A 25,301-nucleotide genomic window follows, 5' to 3' on the forward strand; every position below is an offset into this window, starting at 1 on the left:
TCAGCTCTTCCGCGTCTTGCGACCCCATGAGACTGCTTCGGGGAACCATCTGAGCTCGAGGAACATCTTCACCTCATCCGCAGTGCGCACCTCGATCTGATGCGTCACCTTGTCGTCGCGGAATCGGATGACGTTCGTGAGCATCGGCGATTCGCGCTCCTCCCAGAGGTCGACGGTGATGAGAGCACGGCGACCGCTGACGGGGCTGAGCCACGCGAACTGTCGGGAGAGTCGATATGCCACCTGGGTCTTCGTGAACTGCTCGTCGATGTCGTCGCCGAGCGCCAGAACGGCCGTCCGGAAGACGGAGTAGACATCGCCGAGCGGGCCGGGGAAGAGTGCCTCGGCCTCCCGTGGGTGCGCTCCGCCGGAAGCGTGAGGGGGCGTCATCCGCCCACGGTAGCCCCGCAGCAGCACGACGGCGAGGGGTCCTCGCGATCGTATTCCGGTGCTCGAGTCGGGACACGCAGTCGTCGTCCGCATCATCGCGTCACCCTCCCGATCGTGCCGAACGCCGCGAAAGCGAAGTCCGAGCGGAGCCGGAAGCGGAGCCGTCACAGGCGCCTGCGCGCCGTGCGGATCACGAGGTAGACGAGGTACACACCGCCGAGCACGAGGGTGACGACCCCGACGGGCAGCGCGTGCTTCGGCACCAGGTTCTGCCCGATGATGTCGGCGGCCGAGAGCAGGGTGGCTCCCACCAACGCGGTGGCCACGAGATGCGCTGTGCCGTTTCTGACGATCAGTCGCGCGAGATGCGGGGCCGCGAGTGCGATGAACGCCACGGGTCCGATCACGGCGGTCACCACGCCGGTGAGCCCGACCGCGATGGCGACGAGCGATGCCTTCGTCAGGCCCATCCGTCCACCGAGGCTCGCGCCCACGTCGTCGCCGAGCTCGATGAGCCACAGTCCGCGGCGTCCGAGGAAGAGGATGGCCATGAGCACGAGCACCACGGCGATCGGCAGAGCCGCCTGCGCCCAGCCGACGCCGTTGAGCGATCCAGCGCCCCAGATGGCGGCGGAGACGGCGACCTCCAGGCGGGCGCGCAGCAGCATCCACGCATTGACGGCCGCGAGCACCGCGCTCACACCGATCCCGACGATGACGATGCGGTAACCGAGCGCCCCACGGCCGGCCACGAGCAGGGCGACCAGGGCGGCGGTCGCGAAGCCGCCGAGGATCGCGCCGACCGCCACCGCGAACGCCGATCCGCCGCCGCTGGTGATGACCACGAGTGCGCCCGTGTAGGCGCCGGTCGTGAGGCCGATCACATCGGGGCTGCCGAGCGGGTTCCGGGTGATGGTCTGGAAGATCGTGCCGGAGAGCGCGAGGGCTGCGCCGAAGACCACCGCGGCGAGCGCGCGAGGCAGACGCCAGTCGACCACGACCATCCGCACCCCGCCTTGCGTTTCGATCAGCGCCTGGAGCACGCGGATCGGCGACAGCACGGTGTCGCCGATCGAGAGGCTCGCGAGCAGCGAGGCGAGCAGCGCCGCGACGAGCAGACCCATCGCGAGGCGCGCCCTGCGGTCGAGTGGTCGACGGGCACGACGGGCACGACGGACCGCCTCACGGGATTCGGTGCGGGCGCCGGCGGTCACAGTTGCACCGGGTTCTTCCTGCGGCCTATCCAGATGAGGAAGGGCGCCGCGACGAACGCCATCACGATGCCGACCGGAACCTCCTGCGGGGCGATGATGACGCGGCCGACCACGTCGCCCGAGACGACGAGAACCGCCCCGATCACCGCAGCCAGTGGCACGATCGCCTTCTGCGACGCGCCGACGAACCCGCGGGCGATGTGCGGAGCCGCGAGGCCGAGGAACGAGACCGGCCCCGCGAGAGCCGTGGCGGTTCCGGCGAGCAGCGTCACCGCGACGACGGATGCCGCGCGCAGCCGACCGATCTTCACGCCGAGAGCGGCCGCGGTGTCGTCTCCGAGCGCGAGCACGTCGAGGCTGCGCGTCATGAGCAGCGCGATGACGAGGCCGAGTGCGATGGCGGGTCCGGCGAAGGCGAGCAGCGAGAGGTCACGGCCGGCGAGTGCTCCGGATTCCCAACTGCGCATGTGCAGGAAGGCGGTCGGATTCAGCAGGACGAGGGCCGTGGTGACGCCGCCGAGCACTGCGGCGAGTGCGACCCCCGAGAGCACGAGGGTGACGGGGCTGCCGCCCCCGGCGGCTCCGAGCAGCACGACTGCGACGGTCGCGATCAGCGCCCCGCCGAGCGCGAACGCCATCAGATGAGGGAAGTCGTTCGTGCCGAGCGCGGCGACTGCGATCGCGACGGCCACGGAGGCGCCGGCGTTCACTCCGAGGATGCCGGGGTCGGCGAGCGCATTGCGGGTCAGCGCCTGCATGAGGGCGCCCGCGGCTCCGAGCGCGGCGCCTACGACGATGCCCAGCACCGTGCGAGGGATGCGCGATTCCCGCACCACGAGCTGCGCGTCGCTCCCGTCGAACCGCGTGACGGCGTCGATGACGGTTCCGGGCCCGATGACCTTGGTGCCGATAGTGAGACCGAGCCATACGGCGACGATCACCGCGGCGAGGCCGAGCACGACGATGGCGACGATCCGCGCCGCCGAGGGGCGGCGCGGATCGGTTCTGCTCGTCGCGGCGATGCTCACCGGGCGGTCATCACTCGGCGGTCACTCGGCGGTGTGCGCAGGGCCGTCGCCCGCGACCGCTTCACCCAGCGCCGGCACGAGGGTCTCGAGCACGTACGGCAGGCTGAGCGGCGAGGTGAAGTAGATCGCCCCCGCCGTGACCCCGTCGGTGTAGACGACCGAGTCGTTCTGCATCGCGCGGAGCGCGGTCACGAAGGCCTCGTCCTCGAGCGCGGTGACGTCGTCGTCCGACTCCGTTCCCCAGGTGAGCACGTCGGCGGCGTTCAGCACGTCGAGGTTCTCGACGGGGATGTAGGCCTGGCCGCCCGACTCGTCCTCGGGGGCGTACGCGTCGATGTCGGACGGGATCGTGAAGCCGAGGTCGGTGAGGAAATCGGTGCTCAGCCCATCCTGGTAGGCGATGGCCGATCCGTCGTAGATCGCGTTCTGCAGGAACACGGCCGTCTTCCCGGCGAATTCGGGGTGGGCGGCCGCGGCATCCGCGAACTGCTCCTCGATGCCGTCGACCAGCTCCTGCGCCTCCTCCTCGAGGCCCACGGCCTTGCCGATCTGCAGCGTCTGCACGTCCCACGGCTCGAAGTACATGGAGTAGTCGCCTGAGTGGGCGACGGTCGGCGCGATCTCGGAGAGGCGGTCGAAGTCCTCTTCGGTCATGCCGGCGTTGGTGCCGATGATGAGGTCGGGCTCGAGCAGCGCGATCGCCTCGAAGTCGAGTCCGTCGCTCGTGGTGAGCACCTCGGGCTCGGAGTCGCCGCGGGCCTCGTCGGCCCACGGCCAGGAGGCGAAGTCGTAGTCGCCGTACCAGTCGGTCACGCCGACCGGCTTCACGCCGAGCGCCCATAGCGTGTCCTGCTCGGTGTATCCCACCGAGACGACGCGCTTCGGCTGCTGGGAGACGGTCGTCTCGCCGTAGGCGTGCTCGACCGTGACGGGGAACGCGTCGGCGGCGACCGCCGGCAGGTCGCTCTCGGCGGAGTCGACCGCAGGGCTGCAGGCGGTGAGGGCGGCCGCGGTCGCGACTGCGGCGAGGAGGGCGACGAACGCCCTGGTGCGTGTGCGAGGCATGACGGGAACCTGTCGATTCGAGATAAGGGTTGCCTAAGCTTACCCATCGCACCGGCCGCGACGTTATCCCCATCTCGGTGGGTGCCGCATGAGGCCGGACGTCCGACACTCCGGGGGTCGGCCGCACACATGACGGACGAAACCCGCCGGAACGTCCGACATCTGGCGTGTCGGCCCCCAGAGCGTGAGGCGAAGCCGCGTCAGTTGAGGACCGGCGGGATCTCCGACCAGGCGACGCGCTCGTCGGTCGAGGGCGCGACCGGGATCCGCCCCGCGCCGTCGGGCTCGGGGATCGCCGCGAGCAGCGCCCGGGTGTACGGATGCTGCGGCTCCGCCCACACGCGATCGGTGGGCCCCGATTCGAGCACACGCCCCGCGTACATGACGAAGGTGCGGTCGGCGATGCGGCGCACCACCGCGAGGTCGTGCGAGATGAACAGCATCCCCGCTCCGGCCTCGGCCACGAGGTCGCGCATGAGTCCGGCGACGCTGGTCTGCGTCGAGGCATCGAGCGCCGAGATCGGCTCGTCCGCGACGAGCAACGACGGACGAGCGGCCAGCGCCCTGGCGATCGCGATGCGCTGCTTCTGCCCACCGGAGAACTGATGGGGGAACCGCGTCGCGACCTGCGCGGGGAGTCCGACGCGCTCGAGCCACTCCTCGACGCGCGACCCCTCGGCCCCGCGCGCGCGGGCGGTGGCGATGCCGTCGGCGATCTGATCGCCCACCCGACGGCGCGGGTTCAGCGACGTCGACGGATCCTGGAACACCATCTGGATGCCGGTGAGTGCGAGCTTCCGACGACGGATGCCGAGCGGCGCGACCGGGGCGTCCCGGAACCGCACCTCGCCGCCGGCGATCTTCTCGATGCCGACGACGGCGCGCGCGAAGCTGGACTTGCCGCTGCCCGACTCGCCGACCAGCGCCACGGTCTCGCCGGGCGCCACCCGCATCGACATCTGCTCGACGGCCACGACCGGCGGGTTGCCCGGATACCGCACGACCACGCCCCGCGCGTCGAGGACGGAGACGTCACTCATCGGCATCCTCCTTCACGCCGTGCCCGACCGGGTCGGGATCCGTCACCGTCTGCACCGTCGCCTCCTCGACCTTCGAACCGGGGAGCGCGGCGAGCAGCGTGCGGGTGTATTCGTGCTGCGGGTCGCGGAACAGCGTCTCGCGATCGGCCTTCTCGACGATCCGCCCGTCCTTCATGACGGCCACCTCGTCGGCGATCGCGCTCATCACACCCAGGTCGTGCGTGACGAGCAGCACCGCGAGGTCGCGCTCGGTGGCGAGATCGCGGAGAAGCTTCAGGATGCCGGCCTGCACCGTCACGTCGAGAGCCGTGGTCGGCTCGTCGGCGAGAAGGACCTCGGGGTCGCAGGCGAGCGCGCACGCGATCGCGATGCGCTGGCGCTGCCCGCCGGAGAACTGGTGGGGGTAGCGCGTGAGCGCAGCATCCGGATTCGGCACCTGCACCGTCTGCAGCAGTTCGATCGCCCTCGCTTTCGCGGCGGCGCCACGCAGTCCGAGATGGACGCGCATGTGATCGGTGAGCTGGCGCCCCACGGGCAGCTGCGGGTGCAGCGAGGCGGACGGATCCTGGAAGATCATCGCGATGCGCTTCCCGCGGATGCGGTTGAACCCGCGGCGCCGAAGGCCGACGAGCTCCTCGCCCGCGAGCGCGATCGAGCCGCCCGTGCGGGCCTGCCGCGGCAGCAGACCGAGCACGGCGAGCGAGGTGAGGGTCTTGCCCGAGCCCGACTCCCCGGCGAGGCCGTGGATGCGACCGCGGTGCAGGTCGAGCGAGATGCCGTGCACCAGCGGGCGCCCGATCTCGATCGTGAGATCGCGGATCTGAAGCGCCGGTGCGGCGGCGGATGCGCTCATGCCGACGCTCCCTTCGCCGAGGCGACGTGGTCGGCCTGCTTCTCGTGCGTGACCTCGGCGGTCGGGTCGAGCACGTCGCGCATCGCGTCGCCGAGGAAGTTGAACGCGAGCACGACCGTGAGGATCGCGAGGCCGGGGAAGACCCCGAGCCACCAGGCATCGAAGTTCTGCATGGCCGCCGAGATCATCGACCCCCACTCGGCCGTGGGCGGCTGCGCGCCGAGGCCGAGGAACGAGAGGCCGGAGAGCAGCAGGATGGCGGCGCCGATGTCGAGCGTCGCCAGCACGAGCATGGGGCCCGCGATGTTCGGGAGGATGTCGACGAACAGCGTGCGCACGGGCGAATGCCCGAGCAGGCGTCCGGCGATGACATAGTTCTGTCCGCGCAGACCCAGCACGATGCTGCGGGTCACACGCGCGTACTGCGGCCACGACACGACGATCGCGGCGATCACCGCATTGAAGAGCGACGGACCGAGGGATGCCGCGACGACCATCGCGAGGATGACGGTCGGGAAGGCCATGAACAGGTCGGTGATGCGCATGAGCGTCTCGTCGACGCCGCGTCCGAAGTACCCGGCCACCGCGCCGATGGTGGTGCCGATGATCATCGCGGCGATCACGAGCATGAGCGCCAACGGCAGGCTCACCGTCGCACCGGTCATGAGGCGGGAGAAGATGTCGCGGCCGTTGCCGTCGGTGCCGAGCAGGGTGTCGACGCCGGGCTCCTGCAGACGCGGGAGCACCTGGGCGTTCGGGCCGTACGGCACCCACCACTGCGCCGTGAAGGCGACGATGATCCAGGCTCCGGCGATCACGGTGCCGATCACTCCGAGCGGCGTGCGCCATGCGCGCGGCCACCGGAAGCGGAAACGTCCGGCAGGGGTCGCTGCGGCGATGCGGCTCATGCGATCCTCACTCTCGGGTCCAGCACGCCGTAGAGCAGGTCGACGACGAAGTTGATGAGGAGGTAGATGACCCCGACGACGAGACCGACGCCCATGATGCCCGGCAGGTCGAGGTTGGCGGCGGAGTTGTAGGCATACGTCCCGAGACCGGGCCAGGCGAACACCGACTCGACGAGCACGGTGCCCGAGAGCAGCGACCCGAAGGCGACACCGACGACCGTGAGGATGGGGAGCGAGGCGCCGCGGAGCACGTAGTCGAGGATGACGCGCATGGCGGGAAGGCCCTTGGCCCTGGCCGCGCGCACGTAGTCGCTGCCGAGCACCTCGAGCACCGACGTGCGGATGAACCGCGTGAGCAGGCCGATCGTCACGAGCGACAGCACCATGACCGGCAGAGCCAGGTGCGCGAGGGCGTCGAAGAATCCGACGCCGTCGCCGTTCAGGAGGTAGTCGACCGTGTACAGCCCGGTGATGCGCGGCGGCGGGGTGATCGACGGCGAGATCCGACCCGACCCCGGGGCGATGCGCAGTTCGAGGAAGAAGACGTAGAAGCTGACCAGCGCCAGCCAGAACGTGGGGACGCTGAGGCCGACGAGCGTGACCACCCGGATGACCTGATCCGTGACGAGCCCGCGGCGGTAGGCGGCGAGGGTGCCGAGAACCGTGCTGACGGCGAGGCTCAGGATGATCGCACCGATCGCGATCTCGATCGTCGCGGGCACCGCGGTGGCGAGATCGCTGGTGACCGACCGACCGGTCACCAGCGACGTGCCGAGGTCGCCGCGGAGCAGGTTCCCCATGTAGATGAAGTACTGCACGAACAACGGCTGGTCGAGACCCTGCGCCTTGATGAACGCCTCACGCGTCGCCGGGTTCTGCGACGCGCCCTCGCCGAGCGCCGCCGACACGGGGTCGCCCGGCACGAGGTTGGTCAGCGCGAAGGTCACGATCGTGACCCCCACGAGGAGCAGCAGGGAGGTGCCTGCCCGGCGCAGCAGGTAGCCGACGAGCGGCGACCTGCGACGCTGCGCCTGGCGTTGCACGGCCACCGTCGTCATGCGTCAGAGCCCTCTCAGCCGGCGGGCTGGATCTCGGCGATGTCGATCTCCCACACCGAGTTGTAGACGGCGCCGAAGACGGCATCCGCCGTGGCGATGTTGCGACCGGGGACGATCAGCGGCACGAACGGGCTCTCGGCCTGCATGGCCTCGGCGAACGCGGTGAACGCCTCGCTGCGCTGGTCCTCGTCGGTCGCGGCAGCCGCGCCGGCGGCGATGCCCGCGATCTCGGGGTTCGCCTCGGCGGTCCAGCCGGCGCGCAGGCCGACCTTGAGACCGGGTGCGAAGGGCAGGAAGTTCGCCGAGTCGGCGTAGTCCGGGCCCCAGAACCACAGGCCGAAGCCCTCGGTGCCGTTCACGTACGCGTCGAGCTCGGTGGCGAACGGCGCCGGAGCGAGCTCGACCGCGATGCCGGCATCCTCGAGCTGCGCCTGCACGCGCTCGGCGAGCGGGGTGAACTCCACTCCGCCGACCGGGTAGTCGTTCGGGAACTGCAGCTTCAGCGTCTGACCGGTGTAGCCCGCCTCGGCGAGCGCGGCCTTCGACTTCTCGAGGTCCTGCTCCACGCCGCTGTCGAGGGCACCCTCGAATCCGGGCGGGATGACGCCGGTCGCCTGCACGGCACCCGCACCCGCGAGCTCGAGCAGCGCGTCGTAGTCGAGCGCGTAGCGGATCGCCTCGGCGATCTTCACGTTTGCGAGATCGCCGGCGACGGCCGACGACTGGTTCAGCAGCAGGAAGATGGTCTGTCCGGAGGGGACGGACTCGACCTGGAGGCCGTCGCCCAGACCGGCCACCTGGTCGCCGTTGAGGTCCATCGCGACCATGGAGTCGCCGCCCTTGAGGTTGGCGAGCTGCGTCGCGCTCTCCGAGACGTTGCGCACGACGACACGGCTGTAACCGGCCTCCTCGTCGCCGTTGTACTCGTCGTTCTTCGCGAGCACGACCTGCGACGAGAGGTCGAGGGTGTCGAGCACGAAGGGACCGGAGCCAGCCGATGCGCCGTCGAGGAACTTCTGCGCCGAGTCGGACCCGTCGGTGTTCCCGCCGTTCTCGATCACGACGTCGGAGTTGACGATGCCGAGAGCCGGGTTCGCGAGGATCGCCGGCAGCTGCAGCAGCGGGGTCTCGGAGGTGATGGTGATCGTCTTGTCGTCGACCTCGGTGATCGTGAGGCCGCCGAGCAGGAAGTTGGGCTTGGCGTCCTCCATGCCCTGGATGCGCTGGAGCGTGAAGACGACGTCCTTCGCCTCGATCGGCGAACCGTCGGAGAACACGCGGTCGCCCTCGAGGGTGAAGGTGAACTCGGTCGCCGCGTCGTTCTGCTCCCAGGACGCGAGCCCGGGAACCGGGGTCGACACATCGGAGCCCTCGAAGTCGACGAGCGTCTCGTAGAGCGCCTTCGCGATCATGTTGCCGGTGGGGTCGTACGTGTGACCCGGGTCGGCGGTCTCGATCGAGAACGCGGTGTCGATGACCAGCGAGTCGGAGCCCTGCGACGAGGAGCTGTTGTTCGCGGAGTTGCCCCCGGAGCATCCGGCGAGCGCGAAGATCGCGACCGCTCCGATGGCGATGGCTGACGTGCTGCGGCGTGACGACATGAGTGCCTCCAGAGGCGAGGAGTACATCGGTTCGGTCGAAGCCGGGTGGACGACCGGTGATCAGATTCGCATCATATGGGACGATGTGTCCAGCGAGGATGCAACCGTACTCACGGTCTGTCCCGGCACCTCGCACGGGAGGAGACATATGTCCAGCAAGACCAATGAAGGTTCGCAGCAATCTGGACGAAGTGCCACCCCTTTGGACGACACCGCGTACAGAATCCTCGACACCCTTCGCGATAACGGTCGCATCTCGATCGCCGCACTCGCCGAGACCGTCGGGATCTCCCGCGCCAACGCGTACACACGCGTGGAGTCGCTCATGCAGGACGGCGTCATCCGGGGCTTCAGTGCGACAGTCGATCAGGCGAAGGCCGGCCTCTCCATCGGCGCCCTCGTGTTCGTCACGGTGCACCCGCAGGCGTGGGCGTCGTTCCGCGACCGCGTCGTCGAGATGCCCGACGTCGAGTGGTGCGCGATCACGACGGGAGAGCACGACGCGATGCTGCTCATCCGCGCGGTCGACGTCAGCGGCGTGCACGAGTTCTCGACCGGTGTCATCGCCCAGCTGCCCGAGGTGCGCACCGTCGTGAGCGTTGTGGTGCTCGACGAGGTCGTGCGTCGCCCCTATCTGCTGCCCACCGACCTCCCGGAGCGCGACGTGGCGGCGCCCCTCGGGATGACGCGCTGGACTCCGGCATCCCCCGGGCGAGACACCCTTCCGCCCCGCTGATCCGCGCTCATCCCCCGCCCCCTCGTCCGCCACGCGGGTCGTTGAGCGAGCGAAGCGAGACGAAACGCGGTACCCGACGCGGGGTCGGTCAGGCGGCGACTTCCTCGCACACGCTCAGCTGGGGAAGGCCGTGCATCTCGTAGTGCTCCACGAGGCGGATGCGCCCGGCATCCGTCAGTTCGAGGTCGCTCTCGCCGTTGCCGGTGACCACAGTGCCGTCGGCGACGAGCACGTGCACGAACGAGACCCAGATGGTGTCGCCGGTGCGCGTGCCGACGAAGCGTCCGAAGGTCACGGTGTCGCCCGAGTAGTCGCCCCAGATCGCGCCGTCCTTCTCCCAGTAGACGAACTCGCTCGGCGCGTCGGGGTCGACGGCGGAGGTCGTCGACGACACCATGCGGAAGCGGCGGCCGTCGAGAGAGGGAATGGTCGTCGTAGGCGAGGTCATGCTCCGATTATGCGGCGCTCCGAGGAGCCGCTCCGGCACGCCATCCAGGCGTCTGCCCCGCCGCCCGCGCTCGTCGGGTGAGCGAGACGAAACACCCCGCACGGATGCCGTCGAGCCTGTTTCGTCTGACGCGCCGTCACGGGTCGAGGCGCGTCAGACGAGTGTGAACGCGAGCGTCGCGGACACCCACCGGTAGCGTGGGTCGCATGCACTGGATGCCCGACCCCTCGGCCGGATCATGGCTGCGAGACAGGCTCGACGACCCGTGGAACTCGTCGATGCACTCGGTCGTGCCGCGCGGCTACCCGGCCTACGCGCGCATCCTGCACCCCGCGATCGTTCGGTCGCTCCCCGACCGCCCCGTTCCGACTCTCGACGAATGGGAGCGGATGCCGGGGGCCGAGCGGCAGCGGCTGATGGAGCTCTTCGTGGACGAGCCGACGACCTGGGCCGAGACCGCCCGCGCCTTCGGCACCGCGCTGCACCCGCTCTCTCAGTGGCAGCGCCTCGTGCGCACACCGCCCGAGGAGGACTGGCAGACCCGCGTCGCGCCGGACGGGCGCGAATTCAGCGCCCCGGCCATCGGCGCACTGTCGGCGGAGACCGTCGCGGCGATCGCGACGCACCTGGCCGCGGCGACCACGACTCCGGGGTCCGGTGTGGCCGCCCTGTGGGAGGGTTTCGGCGGTCTGCTCGGCCATTTCGGGCACACGCCGTCGCGGGCTTTCTTCACGATCGACGACGACCCGAACCACCGGGCGATGCTCGACCGCAGCGTGCACGACCCGTTCAACAACGTGTTCCGCAAAAAGACCTGGCAGGAGGGAATCCTGTCGAAGGAGATCTCCGAGGGCCCGCGGTTCGAGACGCGTCATCGCGCGTACGTGCTGTTCTCGACCGGCGTCGACGAATTCACCTCCGCCGACTGGGTGCTGCGCGCGCCGTGGCGCGACCTCCCCGGCGAAGAGCACGGGTTCCCGCCGAGTGCGCAGAGCCCCAGCATCCTCTGGCCCGACGATCGGGCTTGGGTGCTCGTCAGCGAGATCGACTTCGACTCCACCGTCGTCGCCGGGTCTGCCGAGCTCGTCGCCGCTCTCTGCGCCGACCCCGCACTGGAGGCGTTCCCGATCAGCGAGGGCGCCGAACTTCACGACGACGCCGACGAGGTGAACCGATGAGCGATACGCAGCCGGCCACGAGCTTCGACAGCCGGCCCCTGACCGAACCCGTCGACCCCCGCGCGGTCAGCGCCTTCGCCGCCGAGCTGCGTGCCCGCGGCTCGCTGCGCACGTCGCTCGCCACCGTCTTCGGTCTCGTCGTCGTCGCGATCGTGGTCGTGGTCTCGATCCCCGTCGCGGCGTCGGTGCTGATCGGTCTCGCCACGCGTCCGCGCGACTTCGGATTCGCCGGGATCGGTCTGCTGCTCTTCGGCGGCGTCGGGATCGCGATCGGGGTCGGCGCGATCGTCGGCTGGCGTCGAGCGCGGGTCGCGCGCTACCGGCTCGATCGCTTCGCGCGGGCGAACGGCATGGCCTATGAGGCACGTGTCGCCGATCCACCACTGCCCGGCATGATCTTCAGCCTCGGGCGGTCGCGCGTCTCGACAGATCTCGTGCGGGGCACGACACCGCGATTCGTCGAGTTCGGCAACTACCAGTACACGGTGCAGTCGGGGAAGAACTCGACGACCTACCGCTGGGGCTACGTGGCGGTGAAGCTCGACGTCCCGCTCCCGAACATCGTGCTCGACGCCAAGGGCAACAACGCGTTCGGGTCGAATCTGCCCGCGGCATTCCAGCGCGAGCAGCGCCTGTCGCTCGAGGGGGACTTCGACAAGTACTTCACCCTGTACTGCCCTGCCGGCTACGAGCAGGACGCGCTGTACCTCTTCACACCCGACATCATGGCGCGGTTCATCGACAACGCCGCCGAGCTCGACGTCGAGATCGTCGACGACTGGCTCTTCCTCTACACGCAGCGCCGGGTGTCGACGCTCGACCCTGCCACCTGGTCGTGGTTGTTCGGGGCAGTGGGCGCTCTGCTCACGAAGTTTGACCAGTGGGCGCGGTGGCGCGACGACCGGCTGCGCGAGGCGGCGGCGAGCGCTCCGGCATCCGCGTCGCCCGAGTCGCATACGCCGCCCGCCGACGCGCGACTGCCGTTCGCTCCTCCCGCCGGTCTGCTGGCTCCTCCACCTGGGGTGGCCGCCGACGGGCGCCGCCTCAAGCGCGGGTTCCGCTGGCTGCCGATCGTCATCGTCCTCGGATTCATCGCGTTCTGGTACCTCGCCAACGCGCGCTGATCCCACCAGGGACCGCCGGTGCCGTCGGTGTCGGTGCCTCCGGCTACTGTCACGGTGTGGCGGAGCCGGTGCAGCAGTGGTGGGCGAGGAGGCAGTTCTCGCGCGGCAGCGCCGTGCCCTACGCGGTCGGCTCCTACCGCGCCGCCTGGGCGGCATACCCCGAACTGATCCGGCAGTACCACCCCGAGCTCAACCACGGGGTCACGCTGTCGCAGATCCCGCTCGCCGCAGACGTCCTGCTGTGCTGGGAGTGCTCCGTCGGGCACCGGTTCGCCGCCACCCCGACAGAGCAGCGCGAAAGACCCGGTCGCGTTCGTCGACGGTCGGCGTGGTGCCCTGAATGCTCGACGCTCGCTCGACCGCAACCCGTCATCCTCGGTGAGGCCCGCGCGATCCCTCGGGCACCCCGCCGGCAGACACCAGCCCTGTGCTCGAAGACACCCGACCTCGCCTCGGGCACCGCGTTCCTCAGCGTGTGCGCCCCGAAACCGGCATCCGCAGCCGAGGGCGCACTGCGCGCCGGTCTCACCGAGCGGCTGCTGTTCGACGGCGGGACGAACGCGGTCAAGGTGTCGCGGCCGTTCTTCCGGCACACCGAGGTGTGGCCCGACATCGTGCTGCCCGAGCTGCGCATCGCGGTGGAGTACGACACGGTCGGGCGCCACGGTCTCGAGCACGTCGGCAGGCGACAAGATGCCGATCAGCGAAAGGACCGTGCTCTCCGCGGGGCCGGCTGGGAGGTCGTGCGCATCCGCACCGGCGCGCTCGAGCCGATCGGTCCGTTCGACCTGCAGATGTCGGCGGTCGGCGCGCGCGGCGTCTCACGACTGCTCGACGCGTTCCGCAGTGTTCGCGGCGACCTGCTGGTCGACGCCTACCTGCGGTGACGAGAGGGGTGTGTGGGGGTGGGTGCTGTTGGGGATCAGCTGCCCACCCCATCCCCCCTCGGGATCAGAAGAAGATCTGACTCTCCCTCCGCAAGACGGTCGAACCGTCCGCACGCGGTGTCAGCTGGGGACTGACGTGTCAACGCGTATACCGAAATGGTATCCAGCGGCACGTTGCATCGAATTGCGACGAACGATCTGCGCTCACCCTGCGACGAACCGGTTCGATTTCGTGGTCGAACGGTCGTGTTTTCGGCGCTTTTCGCACGTATACGAGGTCACGCGCCGAGGCCGAAGTACTCCAGCTCCGCCTCGTTCAGCATCCGTGAGCGGATCAGGAACCGCATCCCCGTCGGACCCTCCACGCTGAAGCCGGCACCCCGCCCCGGCACGATGTCGATGGTGAGGTGAGTGAACTTCCAGTACTCGAACTGCGACTCCGACATGAACACCTCGACCGGCGCGGAGAGGCCGACGTCGAGCGCTCCGAGCAGCACGTCGCTCGGCCCCGTGAGGAACATCCCCACGGGGTAGCACATGGGCGACGACCCGTCGCAGCATCCGCCCGACTGGTGGAACATCAAGGGACCGTGCTGCGCCGTGAGATCACGGACGAGGGATGCCGCGGCATCCGTCACGTCCACCCGCTGGTAGGTGCCGATGCTGACCATGATCCCGCCTTCCTGTCGATGGACCAGGGCGGATGCCGCAGCATCCGCCCTGGCCTGCGGTTCAGAAGAAGCCCATCGGGCCTTCCGCGTACGAGACGAGAAGGTTCTTCGTCTGCTGGTAGTGGTCGAGCATCATCTTGTGGTTCTCGCGACCGACGCCCGACTGCTTGTATCCGCCGAACGCCGCGTGCGCGGGGTACTGGTGGTACGTGTTGGTCCAGACGCGGCCGGCCTCGATCGCGCGGCCAGCGCGGTACGCGGTGTCACCGCTGCGGCTCCACACGCCGGCGCCCAGACCGTAGAGCGTGTCGTTCGCGATCGAGATCGCGTCGTCGTAGCTGTCGAACGAGGTGACCGAGAGCACGGGGCCGAAGATCTCCTCCTGGAAGATGCGCATGTCGTTGGTGCCCTCGAACACCGTCGGAGCGACGTAGAAGCCCTCGCTGAGATCGCCGCCGAGGTCGACTCGCTCGCCGCCGGTGAGCAGTCGCGCACCGCCCTGCTTGCCGATGTCGATGTAGCTGAGGATCTTCTCCAGCTGGTCGTTCGACGCCTGTGCGCCGATCATCGTCGCGGGGTCGAGCGGGTTGCCCTGTACGACCTTGCCGACCCGCTGCAGGCCGTCGGCGAGGAACCCGTCGTAGATCGACCGCTGGATCAGGGCGCGCGACGGGCAGGTGCACACCTCGCCCTGGTTCAGCGCGAACATCGTGAAGCCCTCGAGCGCCTTGTCGTAGAACGGGTCGCCGGTGTCGCGCGCGACGTCCTCGAAGAAGACGTTCGGGCTCTTGCCGCCGAGCTCCAGGGTCACCGGGATGAGGTTCTGCGACGCGTACTGCATGATCAGGCGTCCGGTGGTGGTCTCACCGGTGAAGGCGACCTTGCGGATGCGCTTGTGCTGCGCGAGCGGCGCCCCCGCCTCGATGCCAAAGCCGTTCACGATGTTCACGACACCGGCCGGCAGCAGGTCGCCGATGATGTCGAACAGGAACAGCAGGGATGCCGGGGTCTGCTCGGCCGGCTTGATGACGACGCAGTTGCCTGCGGCGAGCGCCGGCGCGAGCTTCCACACGGCCATGAGGATCGGGAAGTTCCACGGGATGATCTGACCGACCACACCGAGCGGCTCGTGGAAGTGGTAGGCGACGGTGTTCTCGTCGAGCTGGCTGATACCGCCCTCCTGCGCCCGCAGCACGCCCGCGAAGTAGCGGAAGTGGTCGATCGCGAGCGGGATGTCGGCGGCGAGCGTCTCGCGCACCGGCTTGCCGTTCTCCCACGTCTCGGCCACGGCGATGCGCTCGAGGTTCTGCTCGATGCGGTCGGCGATCCGGTTGAGGATGACGGAGCGCTCGGCCGGGCTGGTCTTGCCCCAGGTGGCGAAGGCCTTCCACGCGACGTCGACCGCACGGTCGATGTCCTCCACCGTGCCGCGCGCGACCTCTGTGAAGGGCTTGCCGTTGACGGGGCTCACGTTCTCGAAGTACTGCCCCTTCACGGGGTCGACCCACTCGCCGCCGATGTAGTGCCCGTAGCGGGGCCGGTAGTCGGCGATCGATCCCGACTGCCCCGGCGCGGCGTAGGCGGCGGATGCGGTGGATACGTCCTCTTCGACGATGGTCATCGGTGACTCCTTCGACGGGCCGCGCTCCGGTGCGGCGGCTGATCCTTTGAAGGTAGGTCGAGGAACGTTGCACCCCGATGCGCAGCGTTGCAGGGGGTTGCACACGGCCGGATGGCTGGGGATCCCCCGGCTGGCCGGCCGTTCCGCGGCGTGTCCGCCGCCGGACGGGGATCCGCCAGCCGGGTGCACCGTCCCAGCCGGGTGGCAGCCGGGTGATCCGTCAGCTCGCCTCGAGCCGCTCGATCCGGGTGACCAGGCCCGCCCGCTTCGGCGACCGAGCCGGCAGCATCTCGAGCGCGAGGCGGAGCGCCTCGGCATCCGCCTGCCCCTCGGGGATCTCCGCGTAGGCGAGCAGCACATCGAGGCTCGCCTCCGACAGCATGACCTCGCGCAGGGCCGCACGCACGGTCTCGCGGAACTCCTCGACGCCCGGCGAGGTCGACTCGGGCAGCACCGGTCCTCGGTACGCCGTGAGGGCGACGCGATGGGCACCACGGTCGAGCAGCGACAGCACGTCGTGGGCATCGGTCTCGAGCGGCACCGTCAAGCGGTAGGGGCGCGATTCGGGCACCAGGCTCGGAGCATGCCTCTCGAGCACTTTGCGCAGTCGCACCATCTCCGGGCGCAGCGTGTCGGGCGAGGCGTCGGCGCCGTAGACGAGCTCGCTCAGCCGCTCGGCCGACAGGCCCTGACGGTGCGTGGCGAGCATGAGCAGGATCGCTGCGTGCCGAGCGCTCAGCTCGATGACCGATTCCTCGTGCTCGGTCTCGCTCTCGAGCCGTGCCCGGTCGCGGCCGAGCACGTGCAGGGTGGCACGGGTCGTCGGTCGGGCTCTCGTCGAGACGGATGCCGGGCGCGGCGCCTCCGCCCGCTGCCGGAGCCGAGCCACGAGCAGCTCCGACTCCACAGCGCGCGCGGTGGCGTCGACGAGGAGGCGGGCCTGCGTCGACACGACCTCCTCTCCGCCGGTGACATCGATGACGCCGAGCACGCGCTGCGTCTCGGGATCCCGCACGGGGGCGGCCGAGCACGACCACGGATGCACGAGACGGTTGTAGTGCTCGGCCCCGCGGATCTGCACGGAATGCCCCAGCGTGAGCGCGGTGCCGGGGGCGCTCGTGCCGACGGCATCCTCCGCCCAGTTCGCACCGGCGACGAATCCCATGCCGTCGGTCAGCGACTGCAGCTGCCGGTCGCCCTCGATCCAGAGCAGACGACCTGCCTTGTCGCCCACGGCGACGACGACACCCGAGTCCTCGGCGGAGCCGGGAAGCAGGAGGGCGCGGATCATGTCCATCGCGGAGGCCAGCGGATGCGCGCGGCGGTACTCGTCGAGCTCCTCGCTCAGGAGGTCGATCGGCGGGGTGCCTTCCGGACCGACGCGGCCACGCCAGGAACGCACCCACGACTCGCGCACGAGCGGTCTGACCTGCTGCAGCCGCACGTCGTCGAGGTTCCCCGCGAGAAGTTCCTCGTGCGCGCGCTCGATGAGGAGTCGAGAGGCCTCGGGGCCGTCACGCGACATCTGCCACGGCGCAACCACAGCGTCTCCGATCGTCGTTGCTGGAGCGTGGTCTCAGTGTACGAGCCGGGTGCTGAAGGCGATACGGGTTGTGCGCGCGGTGTCCCCGGTGTTTCGTGACCTGGATCCACTCTTCTATTGCACACTACTGTGCACTGCATGGTAGTGTGCATCGCAATGAAGGAGGACGGATGGACACCACGCAGTTGCTGAAGGGCGTGCTCGACGTCGCGGTGCTCGCGGTCCTGCGTTCGGAGGACGGATACGGGTACGACATCGTCAGGCGGTTGCGGGACGCGGGCCTCGGTGACGTCGGGGACGCCTCCGTGTACGGCACGCTGCGACGCCTGTACGCGGCGGGCAGCCTCTCGAGCTACGTCGTGCCGTCCGACGGCGGCCCCCACCGGAAGTACTACGCGATCAATTCGCAGGGGCGTGCCGCCCTCGACTCGCAGGCCGGCACATGGCTGGACTTCGCCGGAGCGATGTCCGTGCTGCTCACCACCGACACCACAATCGCTCCCACGAACGGAGAGAACCGATGAACGACACCATCGCCTCCACCGACGAGCGCATCCGCTCGTTCGCCTCCGCCGTACGTCAGCACCTCGACGACCTCCCGCCCGACGAACTGGACGAGATCATCGGCGGGCTCACGGCCGACCTCGCCGATCAGGCCGACGACAACGGCGGCATGCTCGATCTCGGTGACCCCGCCTCGTACGCGGAGGAGCTCCGCTCGGCCGCCGGCCTCCCGCCCCGCGGCGCTATCCAGAGCCGTCCACGACTAGGCGAGCGGCTCCTCGCGACCCGGCAGCGACTGACCGCCGGCATCCGTCGCAATCCGATCGGAGCCTGGCTTCTCGACCTGTGCGTCACGCTGCGCCCGGCGTGGTGGGCACTGCGCGGCTACGGGCTTTACGTCCTCATCCTCTTCGTCGTGGTCATGGGCAATGGGCGCGAACACTGGATGGTTCCCGACTCGCTTCCTGAGTGGGGCGCGGTCATCCTGCTGGGGGTGCTGAGCGTGCAATGGGGCAGCGGGAAGCGTCTGAAGCGCAGCGTCGGAAAACGCGCGCACGCGGCCCTGAACCTTCTGGCGGCCCTCGCCGTGGTGGCGGCACTGCCGGTCGCGCTCTCCCCGCGCGTCGAGTACGTCGGCCAGGATTACCCACAGAGTGGTCTGACGCTTGACGGTGTCCAGATCAACAACATTTTCGCCTACGACGAGAATGGCGATCTGATCGACCGCGTGCAGCTCTTCACCGGCAAAGGCACGCCGCTCGATTTGTACGGTTCAGCGGGCGGTCAACTCTTCATGGACGAGAACGGCGAGATCGTGGATTCCGCGAACGGCCGCGGTCACGAGTTCGGGTTGCAGGATGACGGCCTCCGGGTCACCGTCCCCGCCGAGGATTACCGCGGCAGGCCCATCTGGAACACCTACCCTCTCGACGAGGCCGACCTCGACACGAGAACCATGATGCCGCGCATGCCGACCCTCGACCGTCCGGAACCACCGTTCCAGAAGGCTCCGCGTGTGACGCCGACACCCGAGCCGGTCGACACCTCGTCTCCATCGAGCCCCCCGGAGCCCACCCCGACACCCGTCCCGTGACCGAGTCGGAGAAGTTCATCTCTGTCGACATCTCGCACCTCGTGTGGGAAGCGCTGGCGGGGACGAGCGACGTCGACGAGGACGACGACGAGGCGCGGCGGCCTAGCCCCGCGCGGCCCACCACTCGCGCAGGCGCTGCTCGGCGGCATCCGTCCCGATGACGCCTTCGTCGAGGCGCAGCTCGAGCAGGAAGCGGTACGCCTCGCCGACCTCGCGGCCGGGGCGGATGCCGAGCACCTCCTGGATGCGGTTGCCGTCGAGCTCCGGGCGGATCGAGTCGAGCTCCTCCTGCTCGCGCAGCGTCGCGATGCGCGACTCGATGTCGTCGTAGGCCGAGGCGAGCCGCGACGCCTTGCGCCTGTTGCGCGTGGTGACGTCGGCGCGGGTGAGGATGTGCAGGCGCTCGAGCTCGTCGCCGGCGTCGCGCACGTAACGGCGCACCGCGGCATCCGTCCATGCGCCCTCGGCGTAGCCGAAGAAGCGCAGATGCAGCTCGATGAGCGTCGCGACGGTGTCGGTGGTGGCCGTGTCGAAGCGAAGGGCCTGCAGCCGCTTGCGCGCCATGCGCGACCCGACGACGTCGTGGTGGTGGAACGTGACCGCTCCCCCGTCTTCGAGCTTGCGCGTGCGCGGCTTGCCGATGTCGTGCAGGAGGGCGGCGATGCGCAGCGGCACGTCGGGGGCTGCCCCAGGATGCCGTGCGTGCTCGAGCTGGATCGCCTGCCGCAGCACGGTGAGCGAGTGCTCGTAGACGTCCTTGTGGTGATGGTGCTCGTCGACCTCGAGGCGCAGTGCGCTGACCTCGGGCAGGAACTCGTCGACGAGACCCGTGTCGACGAGCACGCGGATGCCGCGCACGGGGTCGTCCGTCTGCATGAGCCGTACGAGCTCGGACTGGATGCGCTCGGGGCTCACGATCGACAGGGTGCCGCGCAGCTGCTCGATCGCGGCTGTCGTCGCGTCGTCGATCGCGAACCCGAGCTGGGCGCTGAACCGCGCACCGCGCAGCATCCGCAGCGGATCGTCGCCGAACGACACTTGAGGGTCGGCCGGGGTGCGGAGCACACCGGCGACGAGGTCCTCGACACCGCCCGTGGGGTCGACCAGCTTCACCGCCGGCACCTGCAGAGCCATCGCGTTCACGGTGAAGTCGCGGCGGACGAGGTCGCCGTCGATCGTGTCGCCGAACTCCACGGTCGGCTTGCGGGTGACGCCGTCGTAGCTGTCGGCCCGGTAGGTCGTGATCTCGACCTGCTCGCCCTGCACGCGGGCGCCGATCGTGCCGAAGGCTCGGCCGATGTCCCACTGCGCGGTCGATACGGGCGCCACGATGCGCAGGATGTCGTCCGGCTGCGCGTTCGTCGTGAAGTCCAGATCGTGCGTCTCGCGTCCGAGGATCGCATCGCGCACCGGGCCGCCGACGACCGCCAGATCGAAACCCGCCGCGGCGAACGCGTCGGCGAGGGTGCGGACCACCGGATTCTCGGCGAGCGCGCCGAGGCGGGCGAGGCCGTCGGCCATGTTGAGCATGGGTTCCAGAGTACCCGGGGGGCTTCGGGGGCTGGAAAACCCGGGCCCGGCCGTGAAGGCCGGCGCGTCGGGCGCGGACGCGCGGGCGGATGCCGGGGGCTCTCCGTCCTCCGGCCGCACCGGATCCGCGCGCAGGACACGGGTGCGCCTCGGCGGGAGTGAGCCTAGGATCGGGCTCGTGGCGGCAGACGAGAAGCGGGGTTCCGGCGACACCTCACGGCGCGGTTTCCTCAAGATGGGCGGTGCGGCGCTCGCGGGGGCCGTCGTCGGCGGCGCGGGCGGAGCGGCGATCGGCGCGAGCGTCGCCGGCAGCTCGAGGGACGGCTTCGCCGCCGACCCCGATCCTTTCTCCGCCCTGACCCCGCGCAGCGAGCCCGGGTTCGACCACCTCGTCGTCGTGATGGGCGAGAACCGCTCGTTCGACAATCTGCTCGGCTACCTCTACACGGCCGAGACCCTGCCGGCGGGCGAGACCTTCGAGGGCCTCGCGTTCGGGACGCACAGCAACACGGCATCCGACGGCACCGTGGTCGACGCTCATATCTACACGGGGGACACCGACCGGATCATGAGCTACCCGGATCCGGACCCGGGCGAGGAGTATCCGCACGTCAACACGCAGATCTTCGGCACCGTCGACCCGAAGGGCAACGCCGATCTGTTCGCCGAGCAGATGACGGCTCCCTTCAACGCGCCGACGCACGGCGAGAAGGCGACGATGTCGGGGTTCCTCGAGGACTACATCATCAACTTCCGCCGCCTGCGCCGGGGCGAACCGCCGAAGCCCGCCGAGGCGGCGCACATCATGGGGTCGTTCTCGCCCGAGATGCTGCCGGTGCTGTCGACTCTCGCGACCGAGTTCGCCGTGTTCGACCACTGGTTCGCCGGAGTGCCGTCGCAGACCTTCTGCAACCGCTCGTTCTTCCACGCCTCGACCTCGCACGGATTCGTCACCAACCAGGGCGGAGCGGGCTTCGGCAAGTGGTTCTCCGCGCCGGCAGCCCCGACGGTGTTCAACCGGCTGGAGGACGAGAAGGTCGGCTGGAAGATCTACATCGACAAGCTGCAGCTCGTCTCCTACACCGGGATGCTGCATGCGGCCGTCCTGGAGAAGTACTGGCGCACCGAGCACTTCGGCACGATGGAGGACTTCTACGCCGACGCGAAGAACGGCACCCTCCCCGCGTACGCGTTCATCGAGCCGCGCATGGTCTACGACCACAACGACTTCCACCCGCCGTTCGGATCGCCCCGTGAGGGCGAGGTCGACGGACGCGAGGTGTTCGACAGTGCGATCTCCGACGTCCGCGCCGGCGACCGGCTGATCCATGACATCTACGAGGCGATCCGCACCAGCGCCTCACCGAAGGGGTCGAACGCCGTCAACACGCTGCTGCTCATCACCTTCGACGAGCACGGCGGCACGTACGACCACGTCCCCCCGCCCGCCGCGACCAAGCCGACGGACGACACCGGGCCGGGCGAGATGGACTTCACCTTCGATCGGCTCGGATGCCGGGTGCCGGCCATCGCGGTGTCGGCCTACACGAAGCGGAACACCATCATCCACGACGAGATGCACCACGGCTCCGTGACGGCGACGCTGTCGCGGCTGCACGGTCTGACGCCTCTCAACGACCGCGATCAGTCGGCGAACACGCTCTTCACCGTCGTGAATCTCGACAAGCCACGGCATCCGGCCGACTGGCCCATCACGACACCCGCCTACACGCCGCCGAACCCCGAGGAGCGCACGCCGCAGGACGGCGTCGAGGCGCAGATGAAGCCGCTCACTCCCCCCGCTCGCGGACTGCTCGGCCTGCTGATCGCGAAGTACGGGCGCCCCGACGAGCCGGAGCCCAAGACGTTCGCCGACGCCTACCGCCTGCTGCACGAGCACGGCGAGGAGCTGTTCGGTCCGCCCGGGCGCGCCTGAACGGCTCAGAGATCGAAGAAGTCACCGAGCCAGGTGCGCACGGCATCGAGGCACGAAGGAGTGACCGAGCCCGCGATACCGGTGAGGCGCTCTCGCGAGATCGTCCGCGGTTGCTCGGTCATGATCCACGAGGGGCGGTCCAGCCCGCTCGGGCCGTCGACCGGCACGTGGTTCGGCCAGGCCCGGTCGACGGTCGTGATGGGCAGCGCGATCACGAGGGTCGTCACCGCGTCCAGGTACGCGGCGGACGCCACGACGAGCACCGGTCGATGTCCTCCCTGCTCGCGACCGCGCACGGGAGTCAGGGAGGCCCAGGCGACGGCGCCTGGCAGCAGTTCGAGTCCCGTCACTGCGCAGCAGGAAGGTCGAGCTGCTCCCACTCGGCGGTCTCGTCTGCGTAGCTCGCCGAGTCCGCCGCGGACGTGTGTGCGACGGCGTCCTTCACCGCGGCGAGCCGTCGCCGACGGTCCTCCGCGTCGGCGAGGCGCTCGAGGTGCGCACCGAGCGTGCGCCCCTCGCCCGCCGCCTGGATCTTCAGGCGATCGCGCAGACTGTCACTCACCTTGATCGTCGTGGTCATACTTTGAGTATACCCGCGAGTCCTCGCGTCAGGCGTCGACGTCGGTTCCGTCGCGGCGAGCACGGCGGCGGGAGACGGCGACGAGCACGCCGCCCAGTACGAGCACACCGGCGCCCGCACCGGCCCACACGAAGGTGTCGGGCGTGAGCCCCGTCGCAGGCAGCCGCGTTCCGGAATCCGGGTCGGGAGTCACGACGACTCCGCCCGTGCCCGGAGCCGTCGGCGTACCGGGGTCGGTGGGCGTACCCGGATCGACCGGAGTTCCGGGGTCGACCGGCGTTCCCGGGTCGACCGGAGTTCCCGGCTCACCCGGAGTTCCTGGCTCACCCGGCTCACCCGGCTCCCCCGGTTCGCCCGGCTCACCCGGTTCGCCCGGAGTCCCCGGCTCACCCGGCTCCCCCGGTTCGCCAGGAGTCCCCGGCTCTCCCGGCTCACCAGGAGTCCCCGGCTCCCCCGGCTCTCCCGGCTCCCCCGGCTCTCCCGGGTTCCCCGGCTCTCCGGGGTCGACTGCCGCGACGGTGAAGTCCTGGTCGACGAAAGCCTCGCCTGCCGCGGTGATCGTGACGGTGAGCGTCGCTGACCCCACGACGCTCGTGCCGGAGGGCGGCGTGAGGGCGATCTCGTAGGTGTCGGGCACCAGTTCGCCGAGTCCGTAGTTGCCCGCGGCATCCGTCGTCAGCTCCTGCGTGGTGCCGCCGCCGGTGACGGTGACGACGGCGCCTTCGACCGGCGTGCCGCCGTCGCCGCGCACCACGCCGTCGATCGCACCGAGGCGCGCGAGCTCGAAGTCCACGTCGACCACGTCTTCATCTGCGACGTTCTCGGCGCGTGTGGTCGCGCTGGTCGCGATGTACCCGTCGGGGGTGGTCACGGTCACCTCGTAGGCGCCGGCGGGCAGGCGCGGGAACGAGTAGTCGCCGTCCGCGTCGGTGATCGCGGAGACCGCGGACTCGCCCGGTGCGGACGCGGTGACGGTGACGGCGGGAACGCCCTCCCCGTTCGCGAGCACCGTGCCGCTGAGAGTCGGGTTCTCGACGAGAGCGAAGTCGACGTTCTCGATGGGCTGCTCGCTGTCCGACGGCACGGCGATGATCTGTGTCGGGTCGGTGATGGAGTATCCGGGCGGGGGCGTGACGACCACGGTGTGACCACCGACCGCGACGGTGTCGAACAGGTAATACCCGTCGTCGTCGGTCGTGGTGGTCTGCGCGCCGTCGATCGAGACCGTCACCCCGGTGAGCCCCGTCTCATCGGCATCGGTCACGCGCCCTGTCACGGCGACGGGCACGATCGTCCGCACCTGGAAGTCGGCGGTGGCGTCGGCATCGGTGAGGTCCACCTGCCTGGTGTTCGCTCCGACGGCGACCTTGTTCGCCGGCGCGACGACCCGGACCGTGTATCCGTCGGTCGCCACGTACCCCGGGAAGGAGTAGGTGCCTCCGGCCTCCGTGGTGGTGGTCGCGACGACGCGGCCGTTCGCGTCGGTGAGGCTCAGCTCGACCCCGTCGAGCGGTCCGTCGGCGACGTCGGTCACGGTTCCCGTGATGTCGCGGGCGATCGAGGCGAACCACGTCTGGTAGACGGGGAAGCCCGAGCGGCGGGTGAAGATGAAGCTGAGGGAGCTGATGGGGGCGGCCGGCTCGAACCAGGCGGCGGATCCGCTGGTGTCGGCCGCGGCGGCGTTGCCCGTCAGGGTCAGCGCCTCGGGGTTCCAGTCCGGCACGTCGTCGGCGTCGCCCGTGCAGGAGGGCTTGCCGACGAGCCCGGGCGCGCAGTAGTTGAAGCCACCCCGGAATCCGAGCTCCTCCGCGGTGAGCAGCTGTCCGTCCGGACCTATCGCCTGGATGCGCACCGCGTCTGCATCGATGTCGCCGAGCACGAACGTCCATCCGGACGACGGGGTGGGGTTGTCGAAGGAGTACGTGGTGGTGGAGGGGCTCGTGGCGTTGTCGGCCTTCGGCCGCAGGTTCAGGTACGGCTGATTCCGGCTCGAGCCGTACTTCGCACCGACGTCGGTGCTCGCCGACAACCACACCGATGCACCCGAGATGACGCCCACGCTGCCGGCGCGCGAGTCACTGGTCATCGTCGCCGTGATCGCGGGGTTGGCGGCGACCTCGATCGACGTCTCGTACGCACCGCCGGTGCCGGAGAGCGGCTCCCATGTCGCCCAGCGGGTGGTGGTGGCTGCGGCGGCGGGAATGGCCCCCACCAGCACGACGGCGAGGGCGACGGCCCCTGCCAGGATTGCTCTCTTCGGCGCACGCATGCGGCCAGAGTATCGGCATACTGC

At 69.7% G+C, this 25,301-nt stretch carries 24 protein-coding genes; 7 read left to right on the forward strand and 17 right to left on the reverse strand.

Annotated elements, in window-relative coordinates:
* The 9 genes from FSY98_RS07620 to FSY98_RS07660 all read right to left on the reverse strand — a co-directional run bounded on the left by FSY98_RS07620 (position 1) and on the right by FSY98_RS07660 (position 9,157).
* Complete coding sequence (locus FSY98_RS07620) at positions 1-390, reverse strand: DUF5655 domain-containing protein (protein WP_144875433.1); 390 nt, start codon at positions 388-390, stop codon at positions 1-3.
* Positions 391-554: 164 nt separating this feature from the next.
* Positions 555-1,604, reverse strand: coding sequence for an iron chelate uptake ABC transporter family permease subunit (locus FSY98_RS07625; protein WP_222119125.1), 1,050 nt, complete (start codon positions 1,602-1,604; stop codon positions 555-557).
* Complete coding sequence (locus tag FSY98_RS07630) at positions 1,601-2,632, reverse strand: iron ABC transporter permease (protein ID WP_260857313.1); 1,032 nt, start codon at positions 2,630-2,632, stop codon at positions 1,601-1,603. The genes FSY98_RS07625 and FSY98_RS07630 overlap by 4 nt, the downstream gene beginning before the upstream one ends.
* Before the next feature lie 21 nt (positions 2,633-2,653).
* Positions 2,654-3,697: an iron-siderophore ABC transporter substrate-binding protein gene (locus tag FSY98_RS07635; protein WP_144875435.1), complete on the reverse strand. Its 1,044-nt coding sequence runs from the start codon at positions 3,695-3,697 to the stop codon at positions 2,654-2,656.
* 200 nt (positions 3,698-3,897) lie between these two features.
* On the reverse strand, positions 3,898-4,737 hold the full coding sequence (locus FSY98_RS07640; protein ID WP_144875437.1) for an ABC transporter ATP-binding protein: 840 nt from the start codon (positions 4,735-4,737) through the stop codon (positions 3,898-3,900).
* A complete protein-coding gene (locus FSY98_RS07645; RefSeq protein WP_144875439.1) occupies positions 4,730-5,590 on the reverse strand; it encodes an ABC transporter ATP-binding protein in 861 nt (286 codons plus the stop codon). Before FSY98_RS07645 ends, FSY98_RS07640 begins: the two co-directional genes overlap by 8 nt.
* Positions 5,587-6,498, reverse strand: a complete 912-nt coding sequence (locus FSY98_RS07650) for an ABC transporter permease (protein WP_144875441.1) — start codon at positions 6,496-6,498, stop codon at positions 5,587-5,589. The genes FSY98_RS07645 and FSY98_RS07650 overlap by 4 nt, the downstream gene beginning before the upstream one ends.
* Positions 6,495-7,556 carry an ABC transporter permease gene (locus tag FSY98_RS07655; RefSeq protein WP_144875443.1) on the reverse strand — a complete coding sequence of 354 codons (1,062 nt, stop codon included), beginning with the start codon at positions 7,554-7,556 and terminating at the stop codon, positions 6,495-6,497. The genes FSY98_RS07650 and FSY98_RS07655 overlap by 4 nt, the downstream gene beginning before the upstream one ends.
* Positions 7,557-7,570: 14 nt before the next feature.
* Complete coding sequence (locus FSY98_RS07660; RefSeq protein WP_144875445.1) at positions 7,571-9,157, reverse strand: ABC transporter substrate-binding protein; 1,587 nt, start codon at positions 9,155-9,157, stop codon at positions 7,571-7,573.
* Positions 9,158-9,359: 202 nt separating this feature from the next.
* Here FSY98_RS07660 and FSY98_RS07665 point away from each other — a divergent pair, with 202 nt between their 5' ends.
* Complete coding sequence (locus FSY98_RS07665) at positions 9,360-9,893, forward strand: Lrp/AsnC family transcriptional regulator (RefSeq protein ID WP_144875447.1); 534 nt, start codon at positions 9,360-9,362, stop codon at positions 9,891-9,893.
* 88 nt (positions 9,894-9,981) lie between these two features.
* Here the strand turns inward: FSY98_RS07665 and FSY98_RS07670 are convergent, their stop codons facing one another.
* Complete coding sequence (locus FSY98_RS07670; protein ID WP_260857314.1) at positions 9,982-10,341, reverse strand: hypothetical protein; 360 nt, start codon at positions 10,339-10,341, stop codon at positions 9,982-9,984.
* A gap of 206 nt (positions 10,342-10,547) precedes the next feature.
* Between FSY98_RS07670 and FSY98_RS07675 the strand changes: the two genes are divergently transcribed.
* Genes FSY98_RS07675 through FSY98_RS07685 form a run of 3 tightly spaced genes read left to right on the forward strand, consistent with a single transcriptional unit; the run spans position 10,548 to position 13,530 of the window.
* A complete protein-coding gene (locus FSY98_RS07675; RefSeq protein WP_144875449.1) occupies positions 10,548-11,519 on the forward strand; it encodes a hypothetical protein in 972 nt (323 codons plus the stop codon).
* Positions 11,516-12,643 (forward strand): hypothetical protein, encoded by a 1,128-nt coding sequence (locus FSY98_RS07680; protein ID WP_144875451.1) that lies wholly within the window; start codon positions 11,516-11,518, stop codon positions 12,641-12,643. Before FSY98_RS07675 ends, FSY98_RS07680 begins: the two co-directional genes overlap by 4 nt.
* A gap of 56 nt (positions 12,644-12,699) precedes the next feature.
* Positions 12,700-13,530 (forward strand): zinc-ribbon domain-containing protein, encoded by an 831-nt coding sequence (locus tag FSY98_RS07685; protein ID WP_144875453.1) that lies wholly within the window; start codon positions 12,700-12,702, stop codon positions 13,528-13,530.
* A 278-nt stretch (positions 13,531-13,808) separates the two neighbouring features.
* Here FSY98_RS07685 and FSY98_RS07690 read toward each other — a convergent pair whose 3' ends face one another.
* From FSY98_RS07690 to FSY98_RS07700, 3 genes are all read right to left on the reverse strand, one after another.
* Positions 13,809-14,201: a DUF779 domain-containing protein gene (locus FSY98_RS07690; RefSeq protein WP_144875455.1), complete on the reverse strand. Its 393-nt coding sequence runs from the start codon at positions 14,199-14,201 to the stop codon at positions 13,809-13,811.
* A gap of 61 nt (positions 14,202-14,262) precedes the next feature.
* The gene (locus tag FSY98_RS07695; protein WP_144875457.1) at positions 14,263-15,822 is read right to left on the reverse strand and encodes an aldehyde dehydrogenase family protein; all 1,560 of its coding nucleotides are present in this window, start codon (positions 15,820-15,822) and stop codon (positions 14,263-14,265) included.
* Positions 15,823-16,042: 220 nt separating this feature from the next.
* Positions 16,043-17,365: a GAF domain-containing protein gene (locus tag FSY98_RS07700; RefSeq protein ID WP_186307577.1), complete on the reverse strand. Its 1,323-nt coding sequence runs from the start codon at positions 17,363-17,365 to the stop codon at positions 16,043-16,045.
* A gap of 170 nt (positions 17,366-17,535) precedes the next feature.
* On the opposite strand from FSY98_RS07700, the gene FSY98_RS07705 reads away from it, so the two are divergent.
* Positions 17,536-17,889 (forward strand): PadR family transcriptional regulator, encoded by a 354-nt coding sequence (locus FSY98_RS07705; RefSeq protein WP_144875459.1) that lies wholly within the window; start codon positions 17,536-17,538, stop codon positions 17,887-17,889.
* Positions 17,886-18,962 (forward strand): hypothetical protein, encoded by a 1,077-nt coding sequence (locus FSY98_RS07710; protein WP_144875461.1) that lies wholly within the window; start codon positions 17,886-17,888, stop codon positions 18,960-18,962. Before FSY98_RS07705 ends, FSY98_RS07710 begins: the two co-directional genes overlap by 4 nt.
* Before the next feature lie 102 nt (positions 18,963-19,064).
* Here FSY98_RS07710 and FSY98_RS07715 read toward each other — a convergent pair whose 3' ends face one another.
* Positions 19,065-20,492: a CCA tRNA nucleotidyltransferase gene (locus FSY98_RS07715; protein WP_144875463.1), complete on the reverse strand. Its 1,428-nt coding sequence runs from the start codon at positions 20,490-20,492 to the stop codon at positions 19,065-19,067.
* Between the two features lie 178 nt (positions 20,493-20,670).
* Here FSY98_RS07715 and FSY98_RS07720 point away from each other — a divergent pair, with 178 nt between their 5' ends.
* The gene (locus FSY98_RS07720) at positions 20,671-22,428 is read left to right on the forward strand and encodes an alkaline phosphatase family protein (protein WP_260857315.1); all 1,758 of its coding nucleotides are present in this window, start codon (positions 20,671-20,673) and stop codon (positions 22,426-22,428) included.
* 5 nt (positions 22,429-22,433) lie between these two features.
* Here FSY98_RS07720 and FSY98_RS07725 read toward each other — a convergent pair whose 3' ends face one another.
* Genes FSY98_RS07725 through FSY98_RS07735 form a run of 3 tightly spaced genes read right to left on the reverse strand, consistent with a single transcriptional unit; the run spans position 22,434 to position 25,277 of the window.
* Positions 22,434-22,778 carry a type II toxin-antitoxin system PemK/MazF family toxin gene (locus FSY98_RS07725; protein WP_186307578.1) on the reverse strand — a complete coding sequence of 115 codons (345 nt, stop codon included), beginning with the start codon at positions 22,776-22,778 and terminating at the stop codon, positions 22,434-22,436.
* The gene (locus FSY98_RS07730) at positions 22,775-23,008 is read right to left on the reverse strand and encodes a hypothetical protein (protein ID WP_144875465.1); all 234 of its coding nucleotides are present in this window, start codon (positions 23,006-23,008) and stop codon (positions 22,775-22,777) included. Before FSY98_RS07730 ends, FSY98_RS07725 begins: the two co-directional genes overlap by 4 nt.
* A gap of 28 nt (positions 23,009-23,036) precedes the next feature.
* The gene (locus FSY98_RS07735) at positions 23,037-25,277 is read right to left on the reverse strand and encodes a carboxypeptidase regulatory-like domain-containing protein (protein ID WP_144875467.1); all 2,241 of its coding nucleotides are present in this window, start codon (positions 25,275-25,277) and stop codon (positions 23,037-23,039) included.
* Positions 25,278-25,301: the final 24 nt, after the last annotated feature.

It is taken from the genome of Microbacterium sp. 1.5R, from assembly GCF_007667425.1.
Taxonomy (GTDB): domain Bacteria; phylum Actinomycetota; class Actinomycetes; order Actinomycetales; family Microbacteriaceae; genus Microbacterium.

Excerpts from the sequence above, each read along its gene's own strand:
- FSY98_RS07715 (WP_144875463.1), bottom strand. The coding sequence starts at position 20,492 with ATGCTCAACATGGCCGACGGCCTCGCCCGCCTCGGCGCGCTCGCCGAG.
- FSY98_RS07640 (WP_144875437.1), bottom strand. The coding sequence starts at position 4,737 with ATGAGTGACGTCTCCGTCCTCGACGCGCGGGGCGTGGTCGTGCGGTAT.
- FSY98_RS07645 (WP_144875439.1), bottom strand. The coding sequence starts at position 5,590 with ATGAGCGCATCCGCCGCCGCACCGGCGCTTCAGATCCGCGATCTCACG.
- FSY98_RS07735 (WP_144875467.1), bottom strand. The coding sequence starts at position 25,277 with ATGCGTGCGCCGAAGAGAGCAATCCTGGCAGGGGCCGTCGCCCTCGCC.
- FSY98_RS07620 (WP_144875433.1), bottom strand. The coding sequence starts at position 390 with ATGACGCCCCCTCACGCTTCCGGCGGAGCGCACCCACGGGAGGCCGAG.
- FSY98_RS07695 (WP_144875457.1), bottom strand. The coding sequence starts at position 15,822 with ATGACCATCGTCGAAGAGGACGTATCCACCGCATCCGCCGCCTACGCC.
- FSY98_RS07710 (WP_144875461.1), top strand. The coding sequence starts at position 17,886 with ATGAACGACACCATCGCCTCCACCGACGAGCGCATCCGCTCGTTCGCC.
- FSY98_RS07655 (WP_144875443.1), bottom strand. The coding sequence starts at position 7,556 with ATGACGACGGTGGCCGTGCAACGCCAGGCGCAGCGTCGCAGGTCGCCG.
- FSY98_RS07650 (WP_144875441.1), bottom strand. The coding sequence starts at position 6,498 with ATGAGCCGCATCGCCGCAGCGACCCCTGCCGGACGTTTCCGCTTCCGG.
- FSY98_RS07705 (WP_144875459.1), top strand. The coding sequence starts at position 17,536 with ATGGACACCACGCAGTTGCTGAAGGGCGTGCTCGACGTCGCGGTGCTC.
- FSY98_RS07680 (WP_144875451.1), top strand. The coding sequence starts at position 11,516 with ATGAGCGATACGCAGCCGGCCACGAGCTTCGACAGCCGGCCCCTGACC.
- FSY98_RS07730 (WP_144875465.1), bottom strand. The coding sequence starts at position 23,008 with ATGACCACGACGATCAAGGTGAGTGACAGTCTGCGCGATCGCCTGAAG.
- FSY98_RS07660 (WP_144875445.1), bottom strand. The coding sequence starts at position 9,157 with ATGTCGTCACGCCGCAGCACGTCAGCCATCGCCATCGGAGCGGTCGCG.
- FSY98_RS07635 (WP_144875435.1), bottom strand. The coding sequence starts at position 3,697 with ATGCCTCGCACACGCACCAGGGCGTTCGTCGCCCTCCTCGCCGCAGTC.
- FSY98_RS07670 (WP_260857314.1), bottom strand. The coding sequence starts at position 10,341 with ATGACCTCGCCTACGACGACCATTCCCTCTCTCGACGGCCGCCGCTTC.
- FSY98_RS07690 (WP_144875455.1), bottom strand. The coding sequence starts at position 14,201 with ATGGTCAGCATCGGCACCTACCAGCGGGTGGACGTGACGGATGCCGCG.
- FSY98_RS07675 (WP_144875449.1), top strand. The coding sequence starts at position 10,548 with ATGCACTGGATGCCCGACCCCTCGGCCGGATCATGGCTGCGAGACAGG.